Source organism: Paenibacillus oralis, from assembly GCF_003863965.1.
Classification (GTDB): Bacteria; Bacillota; Bacilli; order Paenibacillales; family Paenibacillaceae; genus Fontibacillus; species Fontibacillus oralis.
In genome coordinates this window covers 2154360-2174081 of sequence record NZ_RRCN01000001.1, presented here as the reverse complement: position 1 = coordinate 2174081, position 19722 = coordinate 2154360, and the positions used below count along the sequence as shown (strand labels likewise).

15 protein-coding genes are annotated in these 19722 nt (G+C 43.3%); 5 read left to right on the top strand and 10 right to left on the bottom strand.

Going from position 1 to position 19722, the window contains the following annotated elements:
* Position 1: 1 nt before the first annotated feature.
* From EHV15_RS10275 to EHV15_RS10255, 5 genes are all read right to left on the bottom strand, one after another.
* Complete coding sequence (locus EHV15_RS10275; protein WP_128631108.1) at positions 2–2320, bottom strand: ABC transporter permease; 2319 nt, start codon at positions 2318–2320, stop codon at positions 2–4.
* The gene (locus EHV15_RS10270; protein WP_128631107.1) at positions 2305–3603 is read right to left on the bottom strand and encodes an MFS transporter; all 1299 of its coding nucleotides are present in this window, start codon (positions 3601–3603) and stop codon (positions 2305–2307) included. Before EHV15_RS10270 ends, EHV15_RS10275 begins: the two co-directional genes overlap by 16 nt.
* Entirely contained in the window at positions 3596–4243 is a 648-nt protein-coding gene (locus tag EHV15_RS10265) for a TetR/AcrR family transcriptional regulator (protein WP_128631106.1), read from the bottom strand. The genes EHV15_RS10270 and EHV15_RS10265 overlap by 8 nt, the downstream gene beginning before the upstream one ends.
* A 159-nt stretch (positions 4244–4402) precedes the next feature.
* The gene (locus EHV15_RS10260; protein WP_128631105.1) at positions 4403–6328 is read right to left on the bottom strand and encodes a hypothetical protein; all 1926 of its coding nucleotides are present in this window, start codon (positions 6326–6328) and stop codon (positions 4403–4405) included.
* Positions 6329–6807: 479 nt separating this feature from the next.
* Entirely contained in the window at positions 6808–9018 is a 2211-nt protein-coding gene (locus tag EHV15_RS10255; protein ID WP_128631104.1) for a pectate lyase family protein, read from the bottom strand.
* A 410-nt stretch (positions 9019–9428) separates the two neighbouring features.
* Here EHV15_RS10255 and sigJ point away from each other — a divergent pair, with 410 nt between their 5' ends.
* Complete coding sequence (gene sigJ, locus EHV15_RS10250) at positions 9429–10289, top strand: RNA polymerase sigma factor SigJ (protein ID WP_128631103.1); 861 nt, start codon at positions 9429–9431, stop codon at positions 10287–10289.
* 93 nt (positions 10290–10382) lie between these two features.
* Here the strand turns inward: sigJ and EHV15_RS10245 are convergent, their stop codons facing one another.
* Together EHV15_RS10245 and EHV15_RS10240 are read right to left on the bottom strand one after the other, a co-directional pair.
* Entirely contained in the window at positions 10383–10862 is a 480-nt protein-coding gene (locus EHV15_RS10245; RefSeq protein WP_128631102.1) for a carboxymuconolactone decarboxylase family protein, read from the bottom strand.
* 334 nt (positions 10863–11196) lie between these two features.
* Complete coding sequence (locus EHV15_RS10240; RefSeq protein WP_128631101.1) at positions 11197–12054, bottom strand: LysR family transcriptional regulator; 858 nt, start codon at positions 12052–12054, stop codon at positions 11197–11199.
* Positions 12055–12187: 133 nt separating this feature from the next.
* Here EHV15_RS10240 and EHV15_RS10235 point away from each other — a divergent pair, with 133 nt between their 5' ends.
* Positions 12188–13177 carry a zinc-binding dehydrogenase gene (locus EHV15_RS10235; protein ID WP_128631100.1) on the top strand — a complete coding sequence of 330 codons (990 nt, stop codon included), beginning with the start codon at positions 12188–12190 and terminating at the stop codon, positions 13175–13177.
* 182 nt (positions 13178–13359) lie between these two features.
* Here the strand turns inward: EHV15_RS10235 and EHV15_RS10230 are convergent, their stop codons facing one another.
* Entirely contained in the window at positions 13360–13941 is a 582-nt protein-coding gene (locus tag EHV15_RS10230; RefSeq protein WP_128631099.1) for an ATPase, read from the bottom strand.
* Complete coding sequence (locus tag EHV15_RS10225; RefSeq protein ID WP_128631098.1) at positions 13934–14131, bottom strand: hypothetical protein; 198 nt, start codon at positions 14129–14131, stop codon at positions 13934–13936. The genes EHV15_RS10230 and EHV15_RS10225 overlap by 8 nt, the downstream gene beginning before the upstream one ends.
* A gap of 615 nt (positions 14132–14746) precedes the next feature.
* On the opposite strand from EHV15_RS10225, the gene EHV15_RS10220 reads away from it, so the two are divergent.
* Positions 14747–14941: a ribbon-helix-helix protein, CopG family gene (locus tag EHV15_RS10220; protein WP_246061452.1), complete on the top strand. Its 195-nt coding sequence runs from the start codon at positions 14747–14749 to the stop codon at positions 14939–14941.
* A gap of 513 nt (positions 14942–15454) precedes the next feature.
* On the opposite strand, the gene EHV15_RS10215 is transcribed toward EHV15_RS10220, so the two are convergent.
* Positions 15455–15883: a hypothetical protein gene (locus EHV15_RS10215; protein WP_128631097.1), complete on the bottom strand. Its 429-nt coding sequence runs from the start codon at positions 15881–15883 to the stop codon at positions 15455–15457.
* 711 nt (positions 15884–16594) lie between these two features.
* On the opposite strand from EHV15_RS10215, the gene EHV15_RS10210 reads away from it, so the two are divergent.
* Positions 16595–18013, top strand: a complete 1419-nt coding sequence (locus EHV15_RS10210) for an ApeA N-terminal domain 1-containing protein (protein WP_128631096.1) — start codon at positions 16595–16597, stop codon at positions 18011–18013.
* An 880-nt stretch (positions 18014–18893) separates the two neighbouring features.
* Entirely contained in the window at positions 18894–19628 is a 735-nt protein-coding gene (locus tag EHV15_RS10205; RefSeq protein ID WP_128631095.1) for a hypothetical protein, read from the top strand.
* Positions 19629–19722 lie beyond the last annotated feature (94 nt).

Here is a 19722-nt window from a genome sequence, read left to right as displayed (position 1 = left end):
CCTACTCCTTTATATTTTCCGAAATTTTAATTTGTCCCGCGCCCGATGTGCCGATTATCGTTGCGATAAGCACCGAACCTATCATCAACAGCGGACTAAGCAGATACGCGGAAAGCGGATTGACCGCAAAACGAAACGTCGACGCTCCAAAGGAGGAGATCACTGCGCCCGCAAGCTTCTCTCCGACCGTGTTGGCGAGAAGCGTGCCGAGCACAATCCCGACAACCAGAACGAATGCCGAACGTGAAACATACTGCGCTTGAATATCTGGGTTGGTAAAACCGAACGCTTTCTTGACGGCAATGGAATATCTGTCTTTGGCGACAAGCATTTTCATAAACAACAATGTAACCAATACCGTAATAACCAGCGCGACGGCAATTGCTGATTTAGAAGCCTTTCCCACGGAGTTTATGGTCGTGCCGTAGGTCTGAGCCATATATTCCTCAATGTCCGAGACCTTGGCATAAGCAAACCTGCTCGCATATTCCGCAACCTTGCCGTCGATAAGAGATTGATCTGCCAGCTCCGCGCTGATCACGTACCACATCATGTCTGCCGAATTGTCGCTGAAAACGGCCTTTGCGGTTTTGCCTCCGTTGGTAATGTCGGAATAAACGCCGCTTACCGCAAGGCTTTTTTCCTTCCCTTCCGTCACCAATGTAAGGATATCGCCGACCTTTTTGCCCAGCTCCTTGGCGTTCATGGCCGAGAGCGCAATTTCGTCTTCTGCGGCGGGGGCACGGCCCTCGGCATATTGGACGGGGAATACCGAATGATCGCCGAGCTCAATTTTCAACCGTTCCTCCGAGCCTTCCTCCGTTTTGACTTGGAAGGTTTTGGTCGTCAGCACGGCAAATTTTGAAATAGCACTATCGCCGCTCATGGTTTTTACAATTTCAGCGGCTTTTTCGGACATATTGTCGGTCTGCTGAATATCGATGCGGATATCGCTGTTGCCGATTCCCATATACTGGGTGAAGTCTTTGGAGGAAATTGTGTTGTGCAGGTTCTGCGGAACTATCATGATAAAGACCGAAATGATCAGCACCACAAGCATGGTGGCGTAAAGTTTTTTCCTGGCGAGAACGTCTTTGACACCGAGAAAAATATTCGTGTTAAGCAGCCTGTTTTCACTCAGGTTAAAACGCTTTGCGCCCGAGGTTTTTTCCTGTGAAGTGCCAAAGCGGATGGCTGCGGCGGCGGATATTTTCCGAAAGCGTCTCAGCACTCCGCTTACATAGGCCATGATTGCAAGGAATACAAGCAGTATACCGATGATTCCGAAAGCTGCAGCAAAAGAAGAATGATCGCTTTCCCCCATGTAAAGCCGTATATTTTCAAGAAGCATGTCTTTGAATACGAAGGAGAGTGCAAATCCGAGAAGACAACCTGCCGCGGCAATAACCGCATATTTGGTCAGATAAATCTTCTTGATGTCGGAAACACGCAGCCCTAGTGCCTTCATGACACCGATTTCCCGGTAGTCGTCTTCGATTTTCGCAAGTAGCGTAAAACGTATGCACATCAAAGCGATCGCAACGACAAGCACGCTGACAAGTAGGATTACCCCAATCATCATCCCGTCGGAAACGGCGTTAATCGTTTTGAAAAGCGGATAGGTAATCGTGGGTCCGTTCGTTTCGAGCCCGGCGGAAGCGTACGCCGTTTCGAATTCACCAAGCTTAGACAGATCCTTTAGCCTAAACTCGATCAGATACTCGATGCTTCCGGCATTTTCTAGCTCCTCGAAATCATTTTTACTGATCAGAAATCTTTTGGAGGAGGCCAGCGTGGAATTCATTTGCGAATCGCGGAGGAATCCCGCAACGGTAAATTCCTTTCCACTGATTACGGCCTTGTCGCCGACCTTTGTGGTGTTGTCCCTCATATAACTTAGCGGAACATAAAGCTCGCCGTCAGATACGTTGATGACGTTTCCGTCAAGATCAAGAAGATAGTCGAATTTTTCGCTCTGAATGCTGACCCCATTGTCCTGAACACTATTCGCAAGGGAATTATCGCCTAATCTAATCCGCGAGCCGTCCATATTGAGGAACTCCAACACCTGAAATTCATCGACATTGCCGTTCCGCTCCGCAAATTCCGTTAGCCGGACCGTATTGATATTCCCCGTATGCATCTGCATAAAATGCGGTGTCTTCGCCCGCACCATAAGCGTATCTATCGCGCCCGAAAGATTTACGACGAGGATCGCTGCAAGCGAAACAAGCATAGCCGCGGCAGCCACAAATATCATCGTTGTCAACGTGATCAGCTTGCTTTTGGAGATGTCATTGCGGATTATTCTGGAATACATAAGTTACCTCCGTGTTCAAGCTTTTTAACCGATTTTAGGTGATATAGAATGACCGAAGTCACGCATAAAAGCATACCGGCGATGATAATGAGAAGTCCCGTTCCCCTGCCTCCGCCCGTGCCGATGACCTTTCCTACACTGCCGGCAAGCACTCCGCCTTCAACGAGTAAGGGGGTGAACACATAATCCGCCAGTATACCCGAAAACGCATAAGAGGCAACAAATCCAAACTGAGATAGGATTCCGATCAATGCCCACGCTCTGCCTTGAACGGAAATCTCAATGTTGGTGCGAACAAGGAAATCCAGGCATACGTTTGCAGATGGCAGCATGGCAAAAAAGAGAAATCCCGAAATACAGATCAAAATAATATTTTCGCGAAATCCGAACCCCGCCATAAACATGCCTACACAAAACAGCGAAATTGAGAGAACCTTCACATAGTCTTTTTTGATTGGGAGGAATCCTAATATCACGCTGGATACGAGCATCCCCGAAGCGATAATGGTTTCAAGCGTTCCTACTACGGAGCTGTCCGTAAAAGCAAGCAACATCGGTATGGACAACGTTTCAATAACTCCGAGGAAAAAGGTCAGCACCGAGGCCATGATCACAAGAACAAGCACACCTTTGTTTCCGGAAACCGCGCTCCAACCGTCTTTGAATTCACGGACAAACGATGTTGCCTGTTCGTATGTCTTGGAAGCAAGACCGCCGCGTACGGCAAGAGTAGTAATAACGGTGACGACAATAGTGCCGATGTCGATGACAATGAGCAGCTTTATATCCGAAATGGTGAGCAAAAATCCCGCAATGACCGGAGAAATCAGAAATTTTGCCGAGCCCGCCACCTGGACAAGCCCGCTTGCCTTCGTGAACTGCTCCTCGGTGAGTAAATCCGTAACCGTAGCTTTATATGCAGGTTCAAGCAGTGATGAAAACACCGAGCTTATTGCAACTCCAACGCAAATCTGCCATAGCTGCGCATCTCCGCGAAGCATGCATATGAGGATGAATACAAGTCCCAGTGCGGAAAGACCGTCGCCCAAAACCATTAAAAGCCTGCGGTCATAACGGTCCGCCAGCACTCCCGCAAAGGCGCTTAAGAGCAGCGACGGCATAAACGCAAGCAAGGTTACAAGCGCCATGGCCGAGGCCTTGCCCGTCTGCTGGAAAACATAAATCCCCAGTCCGAACGACGTAAGCCCGCTTCCTACTGCCGAAATAAGCTGTCCGAACCACAGCAAGAGAAATTTTCCGAAGGATTTGCCCGAGTTATTCATGGCCTCCTCCATCTCCTCCGCCAAACATCCGCATGACGTCCATAAGGCTTCCGCTTTCGGCACCAAGCAGCCTTTCCACGTTGCAAACAAACGCCAATATCCGTGAAGCGCGCTCCTCGCTCGTCATGGGTACCATATCATCATCAAAAACGGTATTCGCATAGATCACAATCATTTCCATACATTCATACGGGAACGGCGTGCTGAATAGTCCCTGCTCAATGCCCTCGTGAATGATTCCCGTCAGGATCGGCGTAACGCCGCCAACGATGCTCCTTTGGATTTTCTGATGCATCAGCGCGTTCTGCGGCTTGTGAATATGCTCCATAATTTCCTTACTGCTTCCGCCGCTGATGTTCAGTGCCATTACCGCGCGAATCACGCGCTCGATTACGGGGATGCTTTTATCTGCGGCAATTTCCTGCGCCGCACCTAAAATACGGACATTATACCGCTCAATCAGCGCGTCCATAATATCCTCCTTCGACTTGAAGTGATGATACAGCGTTCCCCGCGCAATTCCGACTTTTTCGAGAATATCATTGGTACTTGTGCCGTCAAAACCCTTCTGGCCGAAAAGCTCATCCGCCGCGTCGAGGATTTCGTTCCGGCGTTCCTCCGCTTGTTTTACAACTCTCATTGTTAGGCCTCCTCATTAGCCGACCGACTGTCTGTCGGTTAAATAATAACATGATATTTTGTGATGTCAAGGGCGTTTTAAATCTTATCAAAAAAATCCACAACCTCATTTGGTTGTGGATTTTTAGCATGGAGGTGAACCGTGGCCTGTGCAAATCTATTAGAGGCGCTGATAAGCGGGCTCTTCGAGCATGAATCTTACGCGGTCGGCAACCTGCTCGGGTTTCCCGTCTCCGGCTCGCATCAGATCACCGGTACCCTGCGACCAATCGAAATTGACGATATAGTACAGGCCGCTGGATTCGTTGTAGTAGTATTCGTGGACATTGTCCGCAATCTTGACGGACTTTCCGTCCCGGTAGCGGTATAGGGTGCCAGCGTGTTCGTCCGAGTCGTATTCGGTGAAGTAATAAAGCTCGTCCGGTTGCGGATAGTATTTACCGATATTAAAGCCGATCATGCCGATGTCAGCGGAAATTTGACGACTTGCTCCGTTAGCGTACTCGTACAGCGCGTGACCCTCACCCATCCGCTTGTAGTAGAATAGCTTGGCTTTTTCCTCCGTAAAGTACTGAAAAAGAGAGACATCTTCATCCAACACTTTACGGTGAACAGGGAAGCCTTCCTCCACATCGAAAGCAACCAAAGTTCCCCCTTTTTCGATGCCATACAGCTTTTGGCCATCCAGGCTCAACCTCACTTGCGACAAAGAGGAACCTAACACCTGATCCAGTTTGACCGTTCCGGTCTTGGGAGTAAAGAGATAAGCCTCCGCAGCATCATTTAAATGCTCCTCATATTTAGCCATAGCCTCTTCGGGAAAGGAAACCTCCGATAACGGAACTTTAGGTACCGTGGCATAATCGGCCTTTTTGTAAATGACCATGCCGGTTTTGGCATCCGCCAAAAGCAAACTTTCGTAGTTATCCGTTACGACGACCGAAGCGCCCCCACTGAAAAAATGCAGGCTCCCTGGAGGGTCGAAGTCTCTTGCTTTCAACTCACGACGCAAACTGTCGCGGTTGATTTTCTCTTCATACCGCTGATTGGCCTCGTTAAACCCGGATTTGTCGAACTCTTCCACATCCGCTTCATAAGGCTCGCCCGTCCAATAGTTGATCATCCTTTTTCTTTCAACGGTCGTAAAATCCTCGCTATTCGGCTCCTTAATCTTGGCATCGCTTTCCGCAAGATCGTCAGTCATGGCATCAAACAGTGTCAGCTTCGCCGGCTCGAGCTTTCGATAAAAGAACGAACCTTCTTGAGTGTCTCCTATATTAAATTGCATATTGGAGACAAGTTTGACCGGAGATTGATCCGGCAGCTTACTGTAAAAATCGTGTGACCCGGTGGACGTCGGTTTCAGGTAATGAATTTCTCCGGAATCGGGATCGATTTCCGTAATGGCCAACACATCCGTGTCAATTACCGTCTTCTTGTCGAAGCTGTTTTGCTTAGCCATTTTGATGATCTGTCGATTCTGTTCATCGAAGGTCATGTAATAAAGCAGTCCGGGCTTGTCGACATAATAGTAGTCTGTTACCTGATCGTCGACTAAAACTTCTTTGCGCAGGTTATGTATATAAAGCGAACCCCCGGTCTGCTTGCCGTAATCTTTTATGTAAATGGCGACCTTCCCGTCATTGCTGATCTCGAAAAAGGTCTCTTTCACTTCGCTGATTGCGGAGGCCAGCTCTACGCCGGGCTTGCCACCGGTGTTTGGACTTTCGGGCAAATCGCGGTAATACAGAACAGCTTTGCTATCATTCGTGAGCTCTCTGACAAAAAATATCTTATCCCGTTGCTCATTCAATTTGAACAACCGATTATAACTCATCTGCCTCCAGGGCTCCGCCGCCTGCATCAGTTCATTCTGGGGCAGCGGTCCGCTCAGTTCGGTCGGTTGCTGCTCATCTTTCTGCATCATCATAAGTAGGTTGTCTCTTAAGAATACAACGGGAGCTTCCGATGTGGAGCTCTTAACCGATGATTTCAGTATGAATAACGCCGCCAAGATAGCCGCCGCTGCAACAACGAAGATCAGCAGGGCAAATATGAGCGCTTTGCGTTGACGCAAAACTTGCAAAATAATCTCCTCCTAGTATGTATGAAAGCTTGATTTGGAATACATATTATAACATAATACCTTACAATACCCTCTATTTCCACAAAATCTTCCCTTTGCTTTGCCGAAAAATGTCTAATCATGGCATATATATTTAAACAAAATATGAAAAACGCCTGACGGCGTCCTTTAGTGGCTCTGACTTCTACTTTGGAGCGATTGGAGGCTCTTCCTAAACTTTGGACGCTGCTCTAACGGACACCAGCGACCTTATCCGCCCATTTCCCGGGTATTTCCCAGTCTAACGGACACAAACGACCTTATTTTGCTCTAAACCCGTTCATCCAGGCCGATTTGAGGGAAATAAGGTCTTCTGTGTCCGTTACATTTTGCAAACCTCCGTTTTATCGAAAATAACGGCTCTGGTGTCCCTTAGCCCCCTAAAAAAAACCAGTCGCCGCTTTAATTCCGGCAACTGGTCACATAAAACATCAGATCATCTATTGCAATTCCATGTAATACAGATTTACAGGATTATCTTTTGTAATGGTATGTGCGCCAGGGGCAAGCAGTACGCTGACAATACCATCAGTGATTGGATAACTGGTTCCATCAATTTTGATTTTTTTTCCGTCTGCTGAATTAAATACTAATGTTAATGTCGAATCTTCCGTTGTGGTGAAACCAATACGGGTCACGGTCTCGATTTTTAAACAATGAGTTAGAGTCAGGCCATTATACTCCACAGTTCCCTTGCTTGCCGAAAGATTCCCTTTAATATCAAAGAAGTCACTGTCAGTTCCAGCTACGGTAAAGTTATGAACTTGTTCTCCAGTTGTTGGTTCCGGAACGGGAGTCGGTGTTGGCTCGGGTGTAGGTTCTGGTGTTGGTGTGGGTTCTGGTGTTGGTGTGGGTTCTGGTGTTGGTGTGGGTTCTGGTGTTGGTGTGGGTTCTGGCGTTGGTGTTGGTTCCGGCGTAGGTGTGGGTTCCGGTGTCGGCTCTGGCGTTGGTGTCGGTTCCGGTGAGGTTGAATTCCCCCCTACAGATACAAGTTGAGTTGTATAGCTTCTTATTTTAGCCATTAGAGCAGAATTAAGTGCATACGACTTGTCATCGACGGAATTATCAAATTCCCATGTAAAGTCACCGTTATTCAGGCGTCCCGCTTTGGCAGTAACCATTTGTTCAACATCGCTTGCGTCATCGATGTCTGCAACATTCACTCCCGTATCGACGCTTGTATCAAAGTTATTATAAGCTGTTCCACCTTTTAATGCTTTGTATGAGCCTGGTACGGTTTCATTTCTCGACGCAGCTAAGTACGCATCAAATGATTTTTCATTCGCCGCAGCTGTTCCGTTATTGGAGTTTGCATAAATCAGACTGGCCGCATCAACTATCATATTGTTGAAGGCCTTGATCACACCGCCGTTTTCGCCTGAAAATATACCTTCCCCTAAAGCATCCGTACCTTGCAAGGAACTCAACATCGGATATTTAGCATGTCTAAAATAATTGGATTCGACAAAGGCCGAAGCTCCCGTTGTAACACCGACACCATATTTTGAGACTCCATCATAGAAGTTATTATAGATATGAACGGATGCCACTCTGATCCGCGGATGACGGGAGTCTGAATGATCAAACCAGTTATGGTGGAAGGTGACAAAAAATTCCGCCGATTCACTCAAACCGACCAGAGCCGCTTTTCCTGAATCCCAGTAGTGATTATACGAGATCGTAATATTTGTCGATCCTTTTTTAAGGTCTGTGGAACCATCGCCCTTTGCTTGGTCAGCATCTCCTCCAGCGGTTCCATAGAATAGATCATTGTTATGCACCCAAACATTGGCATTCCCTGTATCCATCGAAATCCCGTCGTCAGGGAACAACATCAGACCCAGGTTTCTCACTTCCACATTTCCGGTATATCTAAGCAGGATGCCCCATCCGTAAGCATAGGCATCGTCCCCGATCCCTTCAACCGTCATATTCATTTCCGCATAATTTTTTTTGCCTTTGACTTGAAGATAGCCGCTGCTATTAAGTTGGCCTTTCATGTCATCAGCTGTAACTTTTCCAATGAAACGGATGGCAAGCGGTGTAGTATCATAACCTTTTTGTCTTAATTGCAAAATCTCGCCTATACCAACACCTGTCTGAACACGCCCTGAGCTATTGATTTTCACATCAAGGGTCACGGTCTGTGCGGTCTCGGATGTTACATACAGAACCTGGGCACCATCTTTAAGTGTTCCATTATCATTATAAGCACCAGAGCCTGTGCCATATTGCGAGTCTGTTGAGAAAGCAAACCCAGATCTGTCATGTGAAGCTACGGATAGCTCATTGGAAACAGCACTAACTTTTGAACCGTCCGTTAGCTTGGCTTCAACTTTCATTACATAATCTCCGGCGGCAAGACCTACAGCATCAGCTCTCCAATGGGAAGGGTATTTACGGATCAATTCATTGTCAATTTGTTGATAGGAAGAATCCGCTGCACTTTCAGGTTTAACATATACATTATATCCTTCCGCATTGCTAACAGGAGACCATTCAACATACGCCGTTTCGTTCCAGCCTCCACCGCCGATAATCGAAAGACCGGCAGCATAAGTTTTAGTATTTTGCAGTCCTCCTGTCATTAAAGATATGGCAAGAGAAAAAAATAGAACCATACTCATTACTTTTGTAGCCCGTTTCTTCATTTACAATCCTCCTAATTTGATTTGTTGCTATACCATTGAACCGTTATTAAAAATCCGTCAAAAGTTCCTTAATTCACCTCCCCCGTGAAATCAATTAATTCAAACTATTTCGTCAGTATTCGTCAATATCCGCCTCCTTTCAACATCCTAAATTGTAGCATGTACTACAAAATATTTCCTGGTTTTAATTGGATAATTATCCCTATTGACAGATAATTTTCCACCGGCCGTTTGGGACTGTTGATCATTTGAGGAATTGACTGAATGATTAAGAAAAATTGCTTAGCTATTTGATCATAAGAGGATGCAAAACCTAAGAGATGTCACAAAAACACCCCGTAACTCGTTATATTTTTAAGGCCTATTTTGCAATAGGTTTAATATACGGGGAACCGATAGGAAGTGAAGACGTGAAGGAACTGTATCAGAAATATAAAGGGCTGCTCTTTAAGCTCGCCTATCAACTGACCGGATCTGTTACGGACGCGGAAGATGTTGTACACGATGTTTTCCTGAAAATAGCCGATGTTCCGCCGGAGAAGTTGTCAGAACCTAAAGCCTATCTTTGCAAGATGGTAACGAATCGCTGTCGGGACTTGCATAAATCGGCACGCAGAAAACGGGAGCAATATTATGGGGAATGGCTCCCAGAGCCCCTGCACAGCATGAATGATGATGCGATGGATGCGGTCATCCGCGACGATCTGCTATCCTATGCGATGCTTGTTCTGCTTGAAAGGCTATCGCCAACGGAACGTGTCGTCTTTGTGCTTCGAGAGGCGCTTGGCTTTGACTATCCTGAAATTGCCGGACTGGTGGAAAAGAGCGAAGTGAACTGTCGTAAACTGTTCAGTCGGGCCAACGCGAAAATGGGGATTACATCTGAACAACTCGTTCATTCGGAAGCAGCCACCCCCGAGCTCGTCCATGGTTTCCTGAACGCCCTCAAACAAGGCAACCTCGATCAAATCTTATCCATCCTGGATCAAGAAGTTGTCCTAGTCGCCGATGGAGGAGGCAAAGTCCCGGCCGTTGTCGAACCCCTCTCTACAAGAGAACCTGTTGCACAGTTCCTGCTTGGTCCATTCCGGCAAGCATCAACGAGCGATGGCGTTCATACCGAGGTCATTCGGATGAACGGACAGCCTGCATTTATTGTTCGATCTGGCGAAGGGATTCAAACCGTCGGGATTATTCATGTGGAGAAGAATCAAATCCGCAACATTTATATTGTCAGAAACCCAGACAAGCTGAAGCACGCTGGAAAATGAAATGAAGCACAAAGAACCTTCGGAGGGTTCTTTGTGCTTGTGCTTTTAACATCGATGCTGGTTGAAATCAACCTTTACCTTTGCTCTTACAGCTTAGCTCAAGCCGGCTTTAGTCAATCCATATGCTGCGTCAGCAGAACCCGGTACGGTCTTGAAGGCGACGTTAATACGGTTCCAGGCATTGATCGCCATGATCGAGAAGGTGAGATCTGAAATTTCTTTCTCGGACAACTGCTCGCGAACGCGATTATAGATGTCGTCAGGTACGCCATGCTCCGGCAGCTTGGTCAGAACCTCGGTCCATGCCAGCGCAGCCCGTTCGCGTGGGCTAAATAGCGTTGATTCGTGCCAAATTGAGACGTGGTAGAGGCGCAGCTCGCTCTCGCCATGGATCTTAGCCTCCTTCACATGCATGTCCAGACAAAATCCGCATCCATTCATTTGCGAAGCTCTGATGTGAACGAGGTGACGGATTTTCTCTTCAATTGAACTTTCCTTCTCGGCATTGCTGAGCTCCATGATTTTTTTGAAAAATTCCGGTGATTGTTGCATGTAATTTATACGTTGTGTCATAGCTACTCTACCTCTCTTTTCTAATTTCGTGATTATTATTTTAAAAACAGTGAGGGTGATTACCAAACTATACGTTATCGTACGATCGTCATACCGCCGAAGCTTAATTCGCCGCGCCTTTTCCTCTTGCTTTGGATCTCCAACCTCCTTTGTTAATCACACTCGAAAATATAACGACGATGTGATTTATTTTGTGACATTCTGAAGCAACATGTAGCAGAAGCTGCTGGCGGCTCAGCCGGTAATAGAAAAAGCAGCCATCACAGAGGAGACTCTGCGACAGCTGCTTTCTCAATTGGTACACTAGGTGCTATTGATCGTTGTGGGTTAACTATTACTGCTTCGTTTCAATAAATTGTATTAATCTTGACAACGCACTAGAGTATATTGAGCCATGTCTATACACAAACCATACCTCCAAATTTCGGTACTCTTCAGGTAAACTGTGGAAAGCGATTTTGCCTGCCTCTTCCGCTTTAGCAATCGACGATCGTGGCAACATAGACACGCCGAGCCCAGCGGAAACCCCATCCAGAATAACTGCTAATGTTCCAAACTCCATAATCTGATAGGTGGTCAGGCCAGTCCCTCTCAGAAAGCTCTCTGCTTTTGCCCGATGCGTACAACCAACATCGAAAAACAACATCGGCTTCGAAAGCAACTCGTGCATGTCGCTTTTTCCCGGCTCCGAGATCAGCACCAACTCCTCTTCGAAGGCCGCTGCATGTTCTATATCCGGATCGTCAACCGGACCATAGACAAACGCTCCATCAAGCTCGTAATTCAACACTTTTTGCACGAGAGCATGTGTAACCCCCGTAGTGAGCGATAAATTCACATCCGGGTATTGTAATCGATATTCGGCCAATAGAGGGGTAAGATGAATGGCCGCAGTCGTTTCAATAGAACCTATCCGAAGAGGCCCTGCAGGATGGTCGGAGTATTGTGTAGTTTTCACAGCTTCGTCCAGCAGAGTCAGTATTTTATCCGCATATCCCAGTAAATTCTCGCCAGCCGGAGTTAGCGTCATCCCTCGATTGGATCGCCGAAAAAGAGGGATTCTCAGCTGAGCCTCGAGGTACTGAATACGATTCGTCACATTAGACTGTACGTAGTTCAACATTTGCGCAGCCTTGGTTATGCTCCCCTCTCGAGCTACAGCTTGAAATATTCTCAAGTCTCCGCTTTCCATTTCTATATCACCTGCTTGGTATGATCAGTTTTGATACTCACATTCGATTTTGTTCATTTTACTGTATGATTCCCACTCTGTACAATTCAAAATATATAGATTCATCAAAATACGAATGACTGGAGGATTTAGGATGAAAGCAATCGTACATGCTGGAATGAACGGCTTAAAGAGCTTGACATATGAAGATGTTATTGACAAACAGCCAGGCTGCGGTGAAGTAAAAGTAAAGCTGAAAACTGCAGGGTTGAATCATCGAGACTTATTTCTCATGGCCGATCGAACAAATGAGGATGCTCCCCTGATTATGGGTTCTGACGGCGCGGGAAGAATTGAAGCGGTAGGCGAAGGCGTAACGAACCTTACAGTAGGTTCCGATGTAATCATTAATCCGTGTATCGGATGGGAATTCACCCGCAATGTCCCGACCATTCCAGCTATAGTAGGCGGTCCTTCGAATGGTACACTCGCCGAGTCCATCATCATCCCTGAACAAAATGCCGTCAGCAAACCAGCTTACTTGTCTTGGGAAGAAGCTGGAGTGTTGCCCTTGTCTGCCTTGACGGCCTATCGGGCTTTGTTCACGAGAGGCCGCTTACAGCGAGGCGAACATATCCTTATTCCAGGCATTGGTGGCGGTGTGGCAACCTATGCCATGCTTATGGCTTCAGCGGCGGGTGCACGAGTCAGTGTCACATCGCGCAGTCAAACAAAAAGGCAAGCCGCTCTTGCACATGGGGCAGATCATGCCTTTGACAGTCATAGTGATTGCAAAGAAAGTATGAAAGGAGAAAAAGTGGATCTCATCCTGGACAGCATCGGGCCGGCTACGTTCCAACAGTACTTTGATATCATTAAGCCGAATGGCCGGATCGTCACGTTTGGCGCAAGCTCAGGTGACCGAATGGAATTAGCGGTACGATCCATATTTTACCCCCAAATCAGTATCATCGGCACCTCAATGGGCAGCAGCGAAGAGTTTATGGCTATGCTGCAATTTATGGAACTTCACTCGATACGCCCTATCATTGATAGTGTGTATCCCTTACAAGACACCTTTCGCGCCTTTCAGCGAATGCAACAGGGGGAGCAATTCGGTAATATTGGAATAAGAATAGATTGAGTCACACGCGGCCTGTATCTCCACATTCGTCGAGGTCATCTGGCTTGTTTTCTGTTCTCCCACAGCAAAAATCCACAACCCCATGCGGTTGTGGATTTACATTGTGGAGGCGAGGGGAGTCGCCCCCCTGTCCTGAAGGCAACGCCACACAGGCTCCTACGGGTGTAGTGACAGTTTTGATGTCACCCAAATTTAAATAGATCGAGTACACTTTTCGACCAATTTGGTACCTGCTCTAACTTGTAAATCAATTGATTTCGTTGAATTTCTGCAATAATCGTAGGCTCATAAGTATTATCAATGATAATGAGTTGGTTCGCTATACCAACGGCAGGTTCTAAATTCTGCAATGATTGTCCATATCGCCAACGGATATCCTCTTCTGCAATCCAATGACCTCCCTGCTCTACCCGAGATGCCACGCGATCAATATGCATTTGTACATCCTGAAGACCGATATAGTACATCACTATCTCATAACCTTTTTCCTTGGCCAACTGCATATGCCTTAAGAAAAATGTTCCCGACAACGTCGTTTCCACCGCGAAACTATTATTGAAATTAATCAAGGTTCGAATCCTTTTGATCGCTTCCTTACCTGCAGACAAATCCGCACTACGCGGATTTTCAGGATTAAGTCGTAATGCAATTCGATCAGGATCAACAATCTCTCCGATCCAGTCTCGCATTTGTGAGCTGAGCGTACTTTTACCAGCACCGTTGGTTCCGGCAAACACCGTCATGACAGGTTTATTATTACTCAAAATATTCCCGCTCCATCCGCTTTCCGGTGGAATCAAAAAAAACCTCAAATTTATTACCTTTCGCATCTTCGCGAATACGTTTGTTATTTTTTATATAGTAAAGGGATGCTCCGGATTGCTTGGCCTTTTGACGAGCACTTTGATTGGCTCTTTTTAGTATGTCTTGAAGCTGTTCTCGATTCACTGCCATTTCAAGAACCTCCTTCAAATTTGATATTGCTGTCGTACATTATTATAACACAAGAAAAAAGTCAGCAGCCAAATTAACGGCTGCTGACTAATGACGGTGAAAGGCACACCTCAAGGCATGTTCTTTAGAAGCGATTGGATCGATAGGGTAACCATGTGGTACCAAATTCAAGCAAAATACAAAACATTCTTTCTCTCCGGATTCAAGAGGTGGAGCCTCCAGCGGGATAGAAGAAGCTATACCGAAATTTTTGGCCCAAAACGGCGCAAAGGTGGTATTCGCTGCCAGAAGAAAGGAACCTCTATATACGATTGATTGCAGCAAAAGCCGAACTTAGAGCAGAAGTTGCTGGCGGCTCATGCGGTAATAGAAAAAGCAGCCACCACAGAAGAGACTAAAATACTGCCTTACCCGGAATCCTGCCAACAGCAATCTCTATGATTGCGGCTTTCCTTTACGAAATATACTGACTCAAGTTCAAGGACTGCTCAAAGGATTCGGTAATAACATATTTAAACTCAGATCAGTATAAGGATATCAATCTGATTCTCTTTCACCAATTAGCCCTCCCAAATTGAACTCTGACCATACATTCTAATACGTGAGGTGATTCCTGTGAGTAATGACAAATTTATCATAACCCCAAGAGAAGACAAGACTGTAACAATGTCTATCCGTATTGAAAAAATCCTGCAAGAACAGCTGGATGAGCTTGCTCGAAAGAGTAATCGCTCCCGCAACGAAATTATAAACATGGTATTGGAATATGCTCTCAAAAATGCAAAGTTTATTGATTCTGCAAATGGTTAAGCTAATATATGAAAAAAAGGTACCTCTCTCGGTACCTTAACTTATTTATCCTGTTTAGTTTCACCAAAAATCTTTTCAACAAGCATCATTTCCTATTTAGACGAAGTGATGTCTCTTTGCTTTTCTTTTTCCACACATGAAGTATTTTAGCAGCCCTAGGATCACCCTCACGCTCAACCTGAACCTTTAGCTTAAAAACAAGGCCAGAAATTACAACTGCGTAAAGGGAAAATACAGCGGATCTATAATTACCGACTGCATAAGAAATCATAACTTCACGAAAATATTCCTTTGTTTTGGGTGTTTAATCCGTTCAGTAGCTAGATTCAAAGAAAAATCATCCTTGTTCTCTCCTCTGTTCAATAAATACTTACAAAAGCCAAAAATAGAATGCTTCACCTTATCACTCTCATAATTTTGGGCTTCCTCATACTCACTTACATATCTATAGGAAGGAATTGCTTTCATATCTGCTTCCTTCATTGCTTCGATAAGGAATGGTCAATTAATTTGTTACTTTTCTCCAAACTGTTCTACATACGAATCTTTTACTAGTTGAATGACTCTAGCATAATTTAAGGCACATTCCTTTAACATAGCTTCATCCATATCTTCGATATTATTCATAAGTTCAATAAGTTTATCAATTTCCAATACTCGATTCCGCATATCCGAATTTAGCAAATGAAATCCAGCGAATAAATGCGGTCTAACCTTTTGGATATATTCTGCTATATCCATCTGAAATTCAACATCTACTAACTGTAAGACACATGAAGCACCATCTTGCTCAAGAATCTTATTGTAAACTTGGAATTTCTTCTCAATGGTTTCTTTTCTTGTTGCTATTCTTGCCTGAAACCATGTAGTTGTAAATCCACCTGCTAGTCCTGCAATTGCACCTATCGCGCCTGAGATTACATTCGATAATCCTTCTTCCAACGTGATCGCTCCCCCTTTTCGCATTATGCAGCATGTCAAAATTTTTCATTCAATATATATTCCTATGTTTCATAATAGCCCTTACTTCGGCTTGTGTTTCTTGTACCTAAATTTCTTACGATTCCCCCTTCTATTTTGTCTTTCCAATAGCATTAACAGCAACATTACCAACTTCTCTTTACTAATCAATCACTGAATATGTCTTCCCCTATTATGAAGAACTAGTTATAATTACCTACATAGCATCCTAGCATATTCCAGTTGAATCGAGGTAAGGATTTTGGCAAAAACGTAAGAAAGAACTTTCATTTGTCGAACTCGCAATATAACCTTTAGTTGGCTTTTCTTTTGTACCTTACATTCAACATCACCTTCAACCAAGTACGGGACTTATCTTGGAAGTGCATGGCTAAATTCCCTTCTGGTTTTTATCATCGTCGTACTTGCAGTAAGTATCGGCCCTCGCATCTAATACCCACAAAAAAGCTAAAAAAACAACATCCACGAGATTGATAAGATGAGCGGTACGAAGTTCGAGCGATATCGCGAGCAGTTCTTCAAACGTCTGGGCTGAAGAATATTGGCTATGGAGCTATTCAGCAAGCCTATACGAGCAAGGTTGTATTTAGTTACACTAAAGCGCGGGTTATTTTGTGGCTCGTTAAGGTACAAAACGTAGGTATAAAAAGTTTATAAAAGGGGATGGGGATCATGGATATTTTACCAAAACAACGTGGTGTCTTTTTCATGTCTGATACACCAGACCAAAAATTAAAGGGAAGTTTATCTTTTTCCCAAGAAGACGGAGGCTTTTTAGAAATAGATGGAGTTTTTGATCAAACTCTAAAAAGAGTTTTTAATTATTCTGTGATTCATGGTGAACTTAGTGATGGAACATTAGTTACACTTTTTGATTGCCTAGTAAAGAGCTTTCCATCTTTTCAAACCTCAACTTCTAACTGTTCATACATTGTTAATTTTATTGTTGAAGGTGGGCAGTATTGCACAAAAGAAGAGGTTATCCTTCATTCACTAAAAATAGAATATTCAAATTTGAGTGATTGGATTATGATTCACGGATTTCAATTTAGTAAGAATTTTTCTGATAAAAAATTTTCTGTTGACTATACATTGCCTAAGCCAATAGAACTTTACAAAACATCAGAATATAATCTTTCTATTTGTTTCAGCGCATCGTTACCTCGATTAGAACATGTACAAAAAGAAGCTGCAATAACACAAGAAACTTACTTTTTAATCGAATCAGAATCAATGAAATTAGATGCCTCTCTTTCGATTAGTTACGATATTGAAAATTTTCTTTCATTTGCAATGATAACAAAAAGAAAAATAGCATATCCAAAAAAGATATATGGGACGACTAAAGATGACGCACGGATTCAAATTTATTATAAATTAGCAAGTAAAGATGATAAGGAAATTAGCTGGTTTGATATGTTGTTTACATACCCACAAATAAAGGAACAGTTTCCAAAACTAATTTCAACATGGTTAACCAAAGCAGATTTATTAAGACCTGTATATGGCCTATTTCTAGGAATAGTATATGAACCAAAATTATTAATTGAAAAAAAATTTTTGAATTTAATACACTCTCTTGAGGTTTTTCACAGAAGAACGAGATATGGTCTTGATTTGCCGAAGGAAGAACATGAAAATCGATTAAGATCAATTTATGAGCAATTGGTTAATAATGAGCATCTTAGTTGGCTTAAAGAAAAACTTATTTTCAGTAATGAAATTTCTTTGAGATCTCGATTACAACAGCTTCTTGCAGAATTTCCTATACTGGAGGAATATCTCGGAGATAAAAAAGATAAGTTTATTTCTAAAGTAGTTAGAACCCGAAATTATTACACCCATTACGATAAACAATTAGAGAAAAAAGCTTTAAAAGGAATTGACCTCTTTGAAATACAAAAAGAGCTTCAAATTTTGATATTGGGCTGTTTATTAAAAGAAATTGGATTCAATACTGATCTGACAAGTGAATTGATGGAGAGATATGCGAGAAGTATTGGAATTAAATTAAAATCAACTTCTGAAGAAGATTTACTAAAAAATGCAGATGAGTATCTGCAGGAACTTGGTTCGCCGACTGATAATTAAAGTGTAAAATTAATTAGTAATGATTAAATAACACTCGGATTTCATAATAAGGCGCTTTACTGGTTACCGTTAAGAAACCACGTGAAAGTGCCTGTTTTATTTGAAATGGGCAAACTGCTAGAGACCAACATCGTTCACTTCAAATAGAGGGTCTTCATCAGTTGAATAGGCTTCTCCTTACATTCCCAGGAATCCTCGGAATTTCTCATCTTCAAGTTGAAACCCTTCTTACCTTGCTTCCTTTAACGGTAAAATGATAAACTCATGCTGAAAACGGTATTGCCACCCCATTTTCTTCTGCTTCTTAATCCCGTTGCCTTTTTAAACGATTCCGTAGTAACAGATCCGTTTTAAACCGACTAATCCAGTTCTCCTTATCATGAATGATCGTTCGTACAAATCATGGCATCACCTTTATTCATTACCCAATTAACAAAAACATCCTTTTTGAATCAAACATCATTCTGTCTAATTGTATTGTTAAGCTTCTTGTTTAGCTTCCTAGCGCTGGCACATCATATAACTGCTTCAGGATCGACCTTTATGAAAAAGCATATCTGATTAAGCCTTGGGTTCGTTTTCCTTGTGCAAAATGCTCAAGTCAAGTATTCGAGCTATTTTTTTAGTATGTATTTCCAACAAACTAGTATTAGGGAAATGATTAAAACAAACACCAATATTCCAAATAATATAGTTAAAATTGAAGATATAATCAAAATATATTCCTCCCTGCTCAAATCAAATTCATTATAATTTTACCAAAACATAATTTAATTGTAAAATTAAACTTCCATATTTTTCTTAAATAGTATATTATATAGACATACCCTTCAATTTATGGCCATATTGTTGGTATAAATAATATTTGGGAGATGTTGATTTGAAAAAGATATTAATCACTTTAATGTCTGCTGTACTAACCTTAACCATTTCGTCTCCAGTATTCGCCTCAGAAAATTCCGCACACTTAAATTTTGAACAGTTCAAAACAGAATTACTTGAGGCTAAACTTGAAGGTAATGATAAACTAATTGAAAACTATATTGAAAATAATCCTGAATTGAGTGAACTGTACATTCAAAATACAGATGCCTTTGACTCAAATAAAGTTAATGAAAAACTAAAAAATGTAAAACTTGGACCGAATGATTCTGCTCTAATTGTAATGGATGATGATAGCTTCGTTGAAGTAACTACAACAACTAGACCTGTAATTGAGGAAAATGGCGCCATTTCTACTCAGGGCTATGAGAGAGACTACGACATGTCAGGGACGAAATGGAATACTGATTTCAAATATGAAGTTGGCGGTATAGCAACTCTGAAACAGACCGCGTACTATCAAATTGGTAGCAAGATGGATATTTATCAATATGATTACAGCGGTACTAAAGGTGCCATAGGCATTACTGTAAGCGTAAAACAATCTTTATCTGGAAATAAAACTAAAACAGCTACCTTAAAGGGTGATTATACAATTAAGGGTCTTGCCGTTACTCAGTACTACACCTTATATACTGAAATTGGCTTTATTAAGGCTTATTTAGAGGATGACGGATATTACTATGTGGACTATTACATTGATAGCTGGGCTTCTGGACAAGATGATTATTAATTAATATCAGATGAGATGAACCTCAACCTTACTTGCACTGAAGTTGTAGTTCATCTCCGATTCTTTCGGACTTACTTATTAAAACATTTTCCGA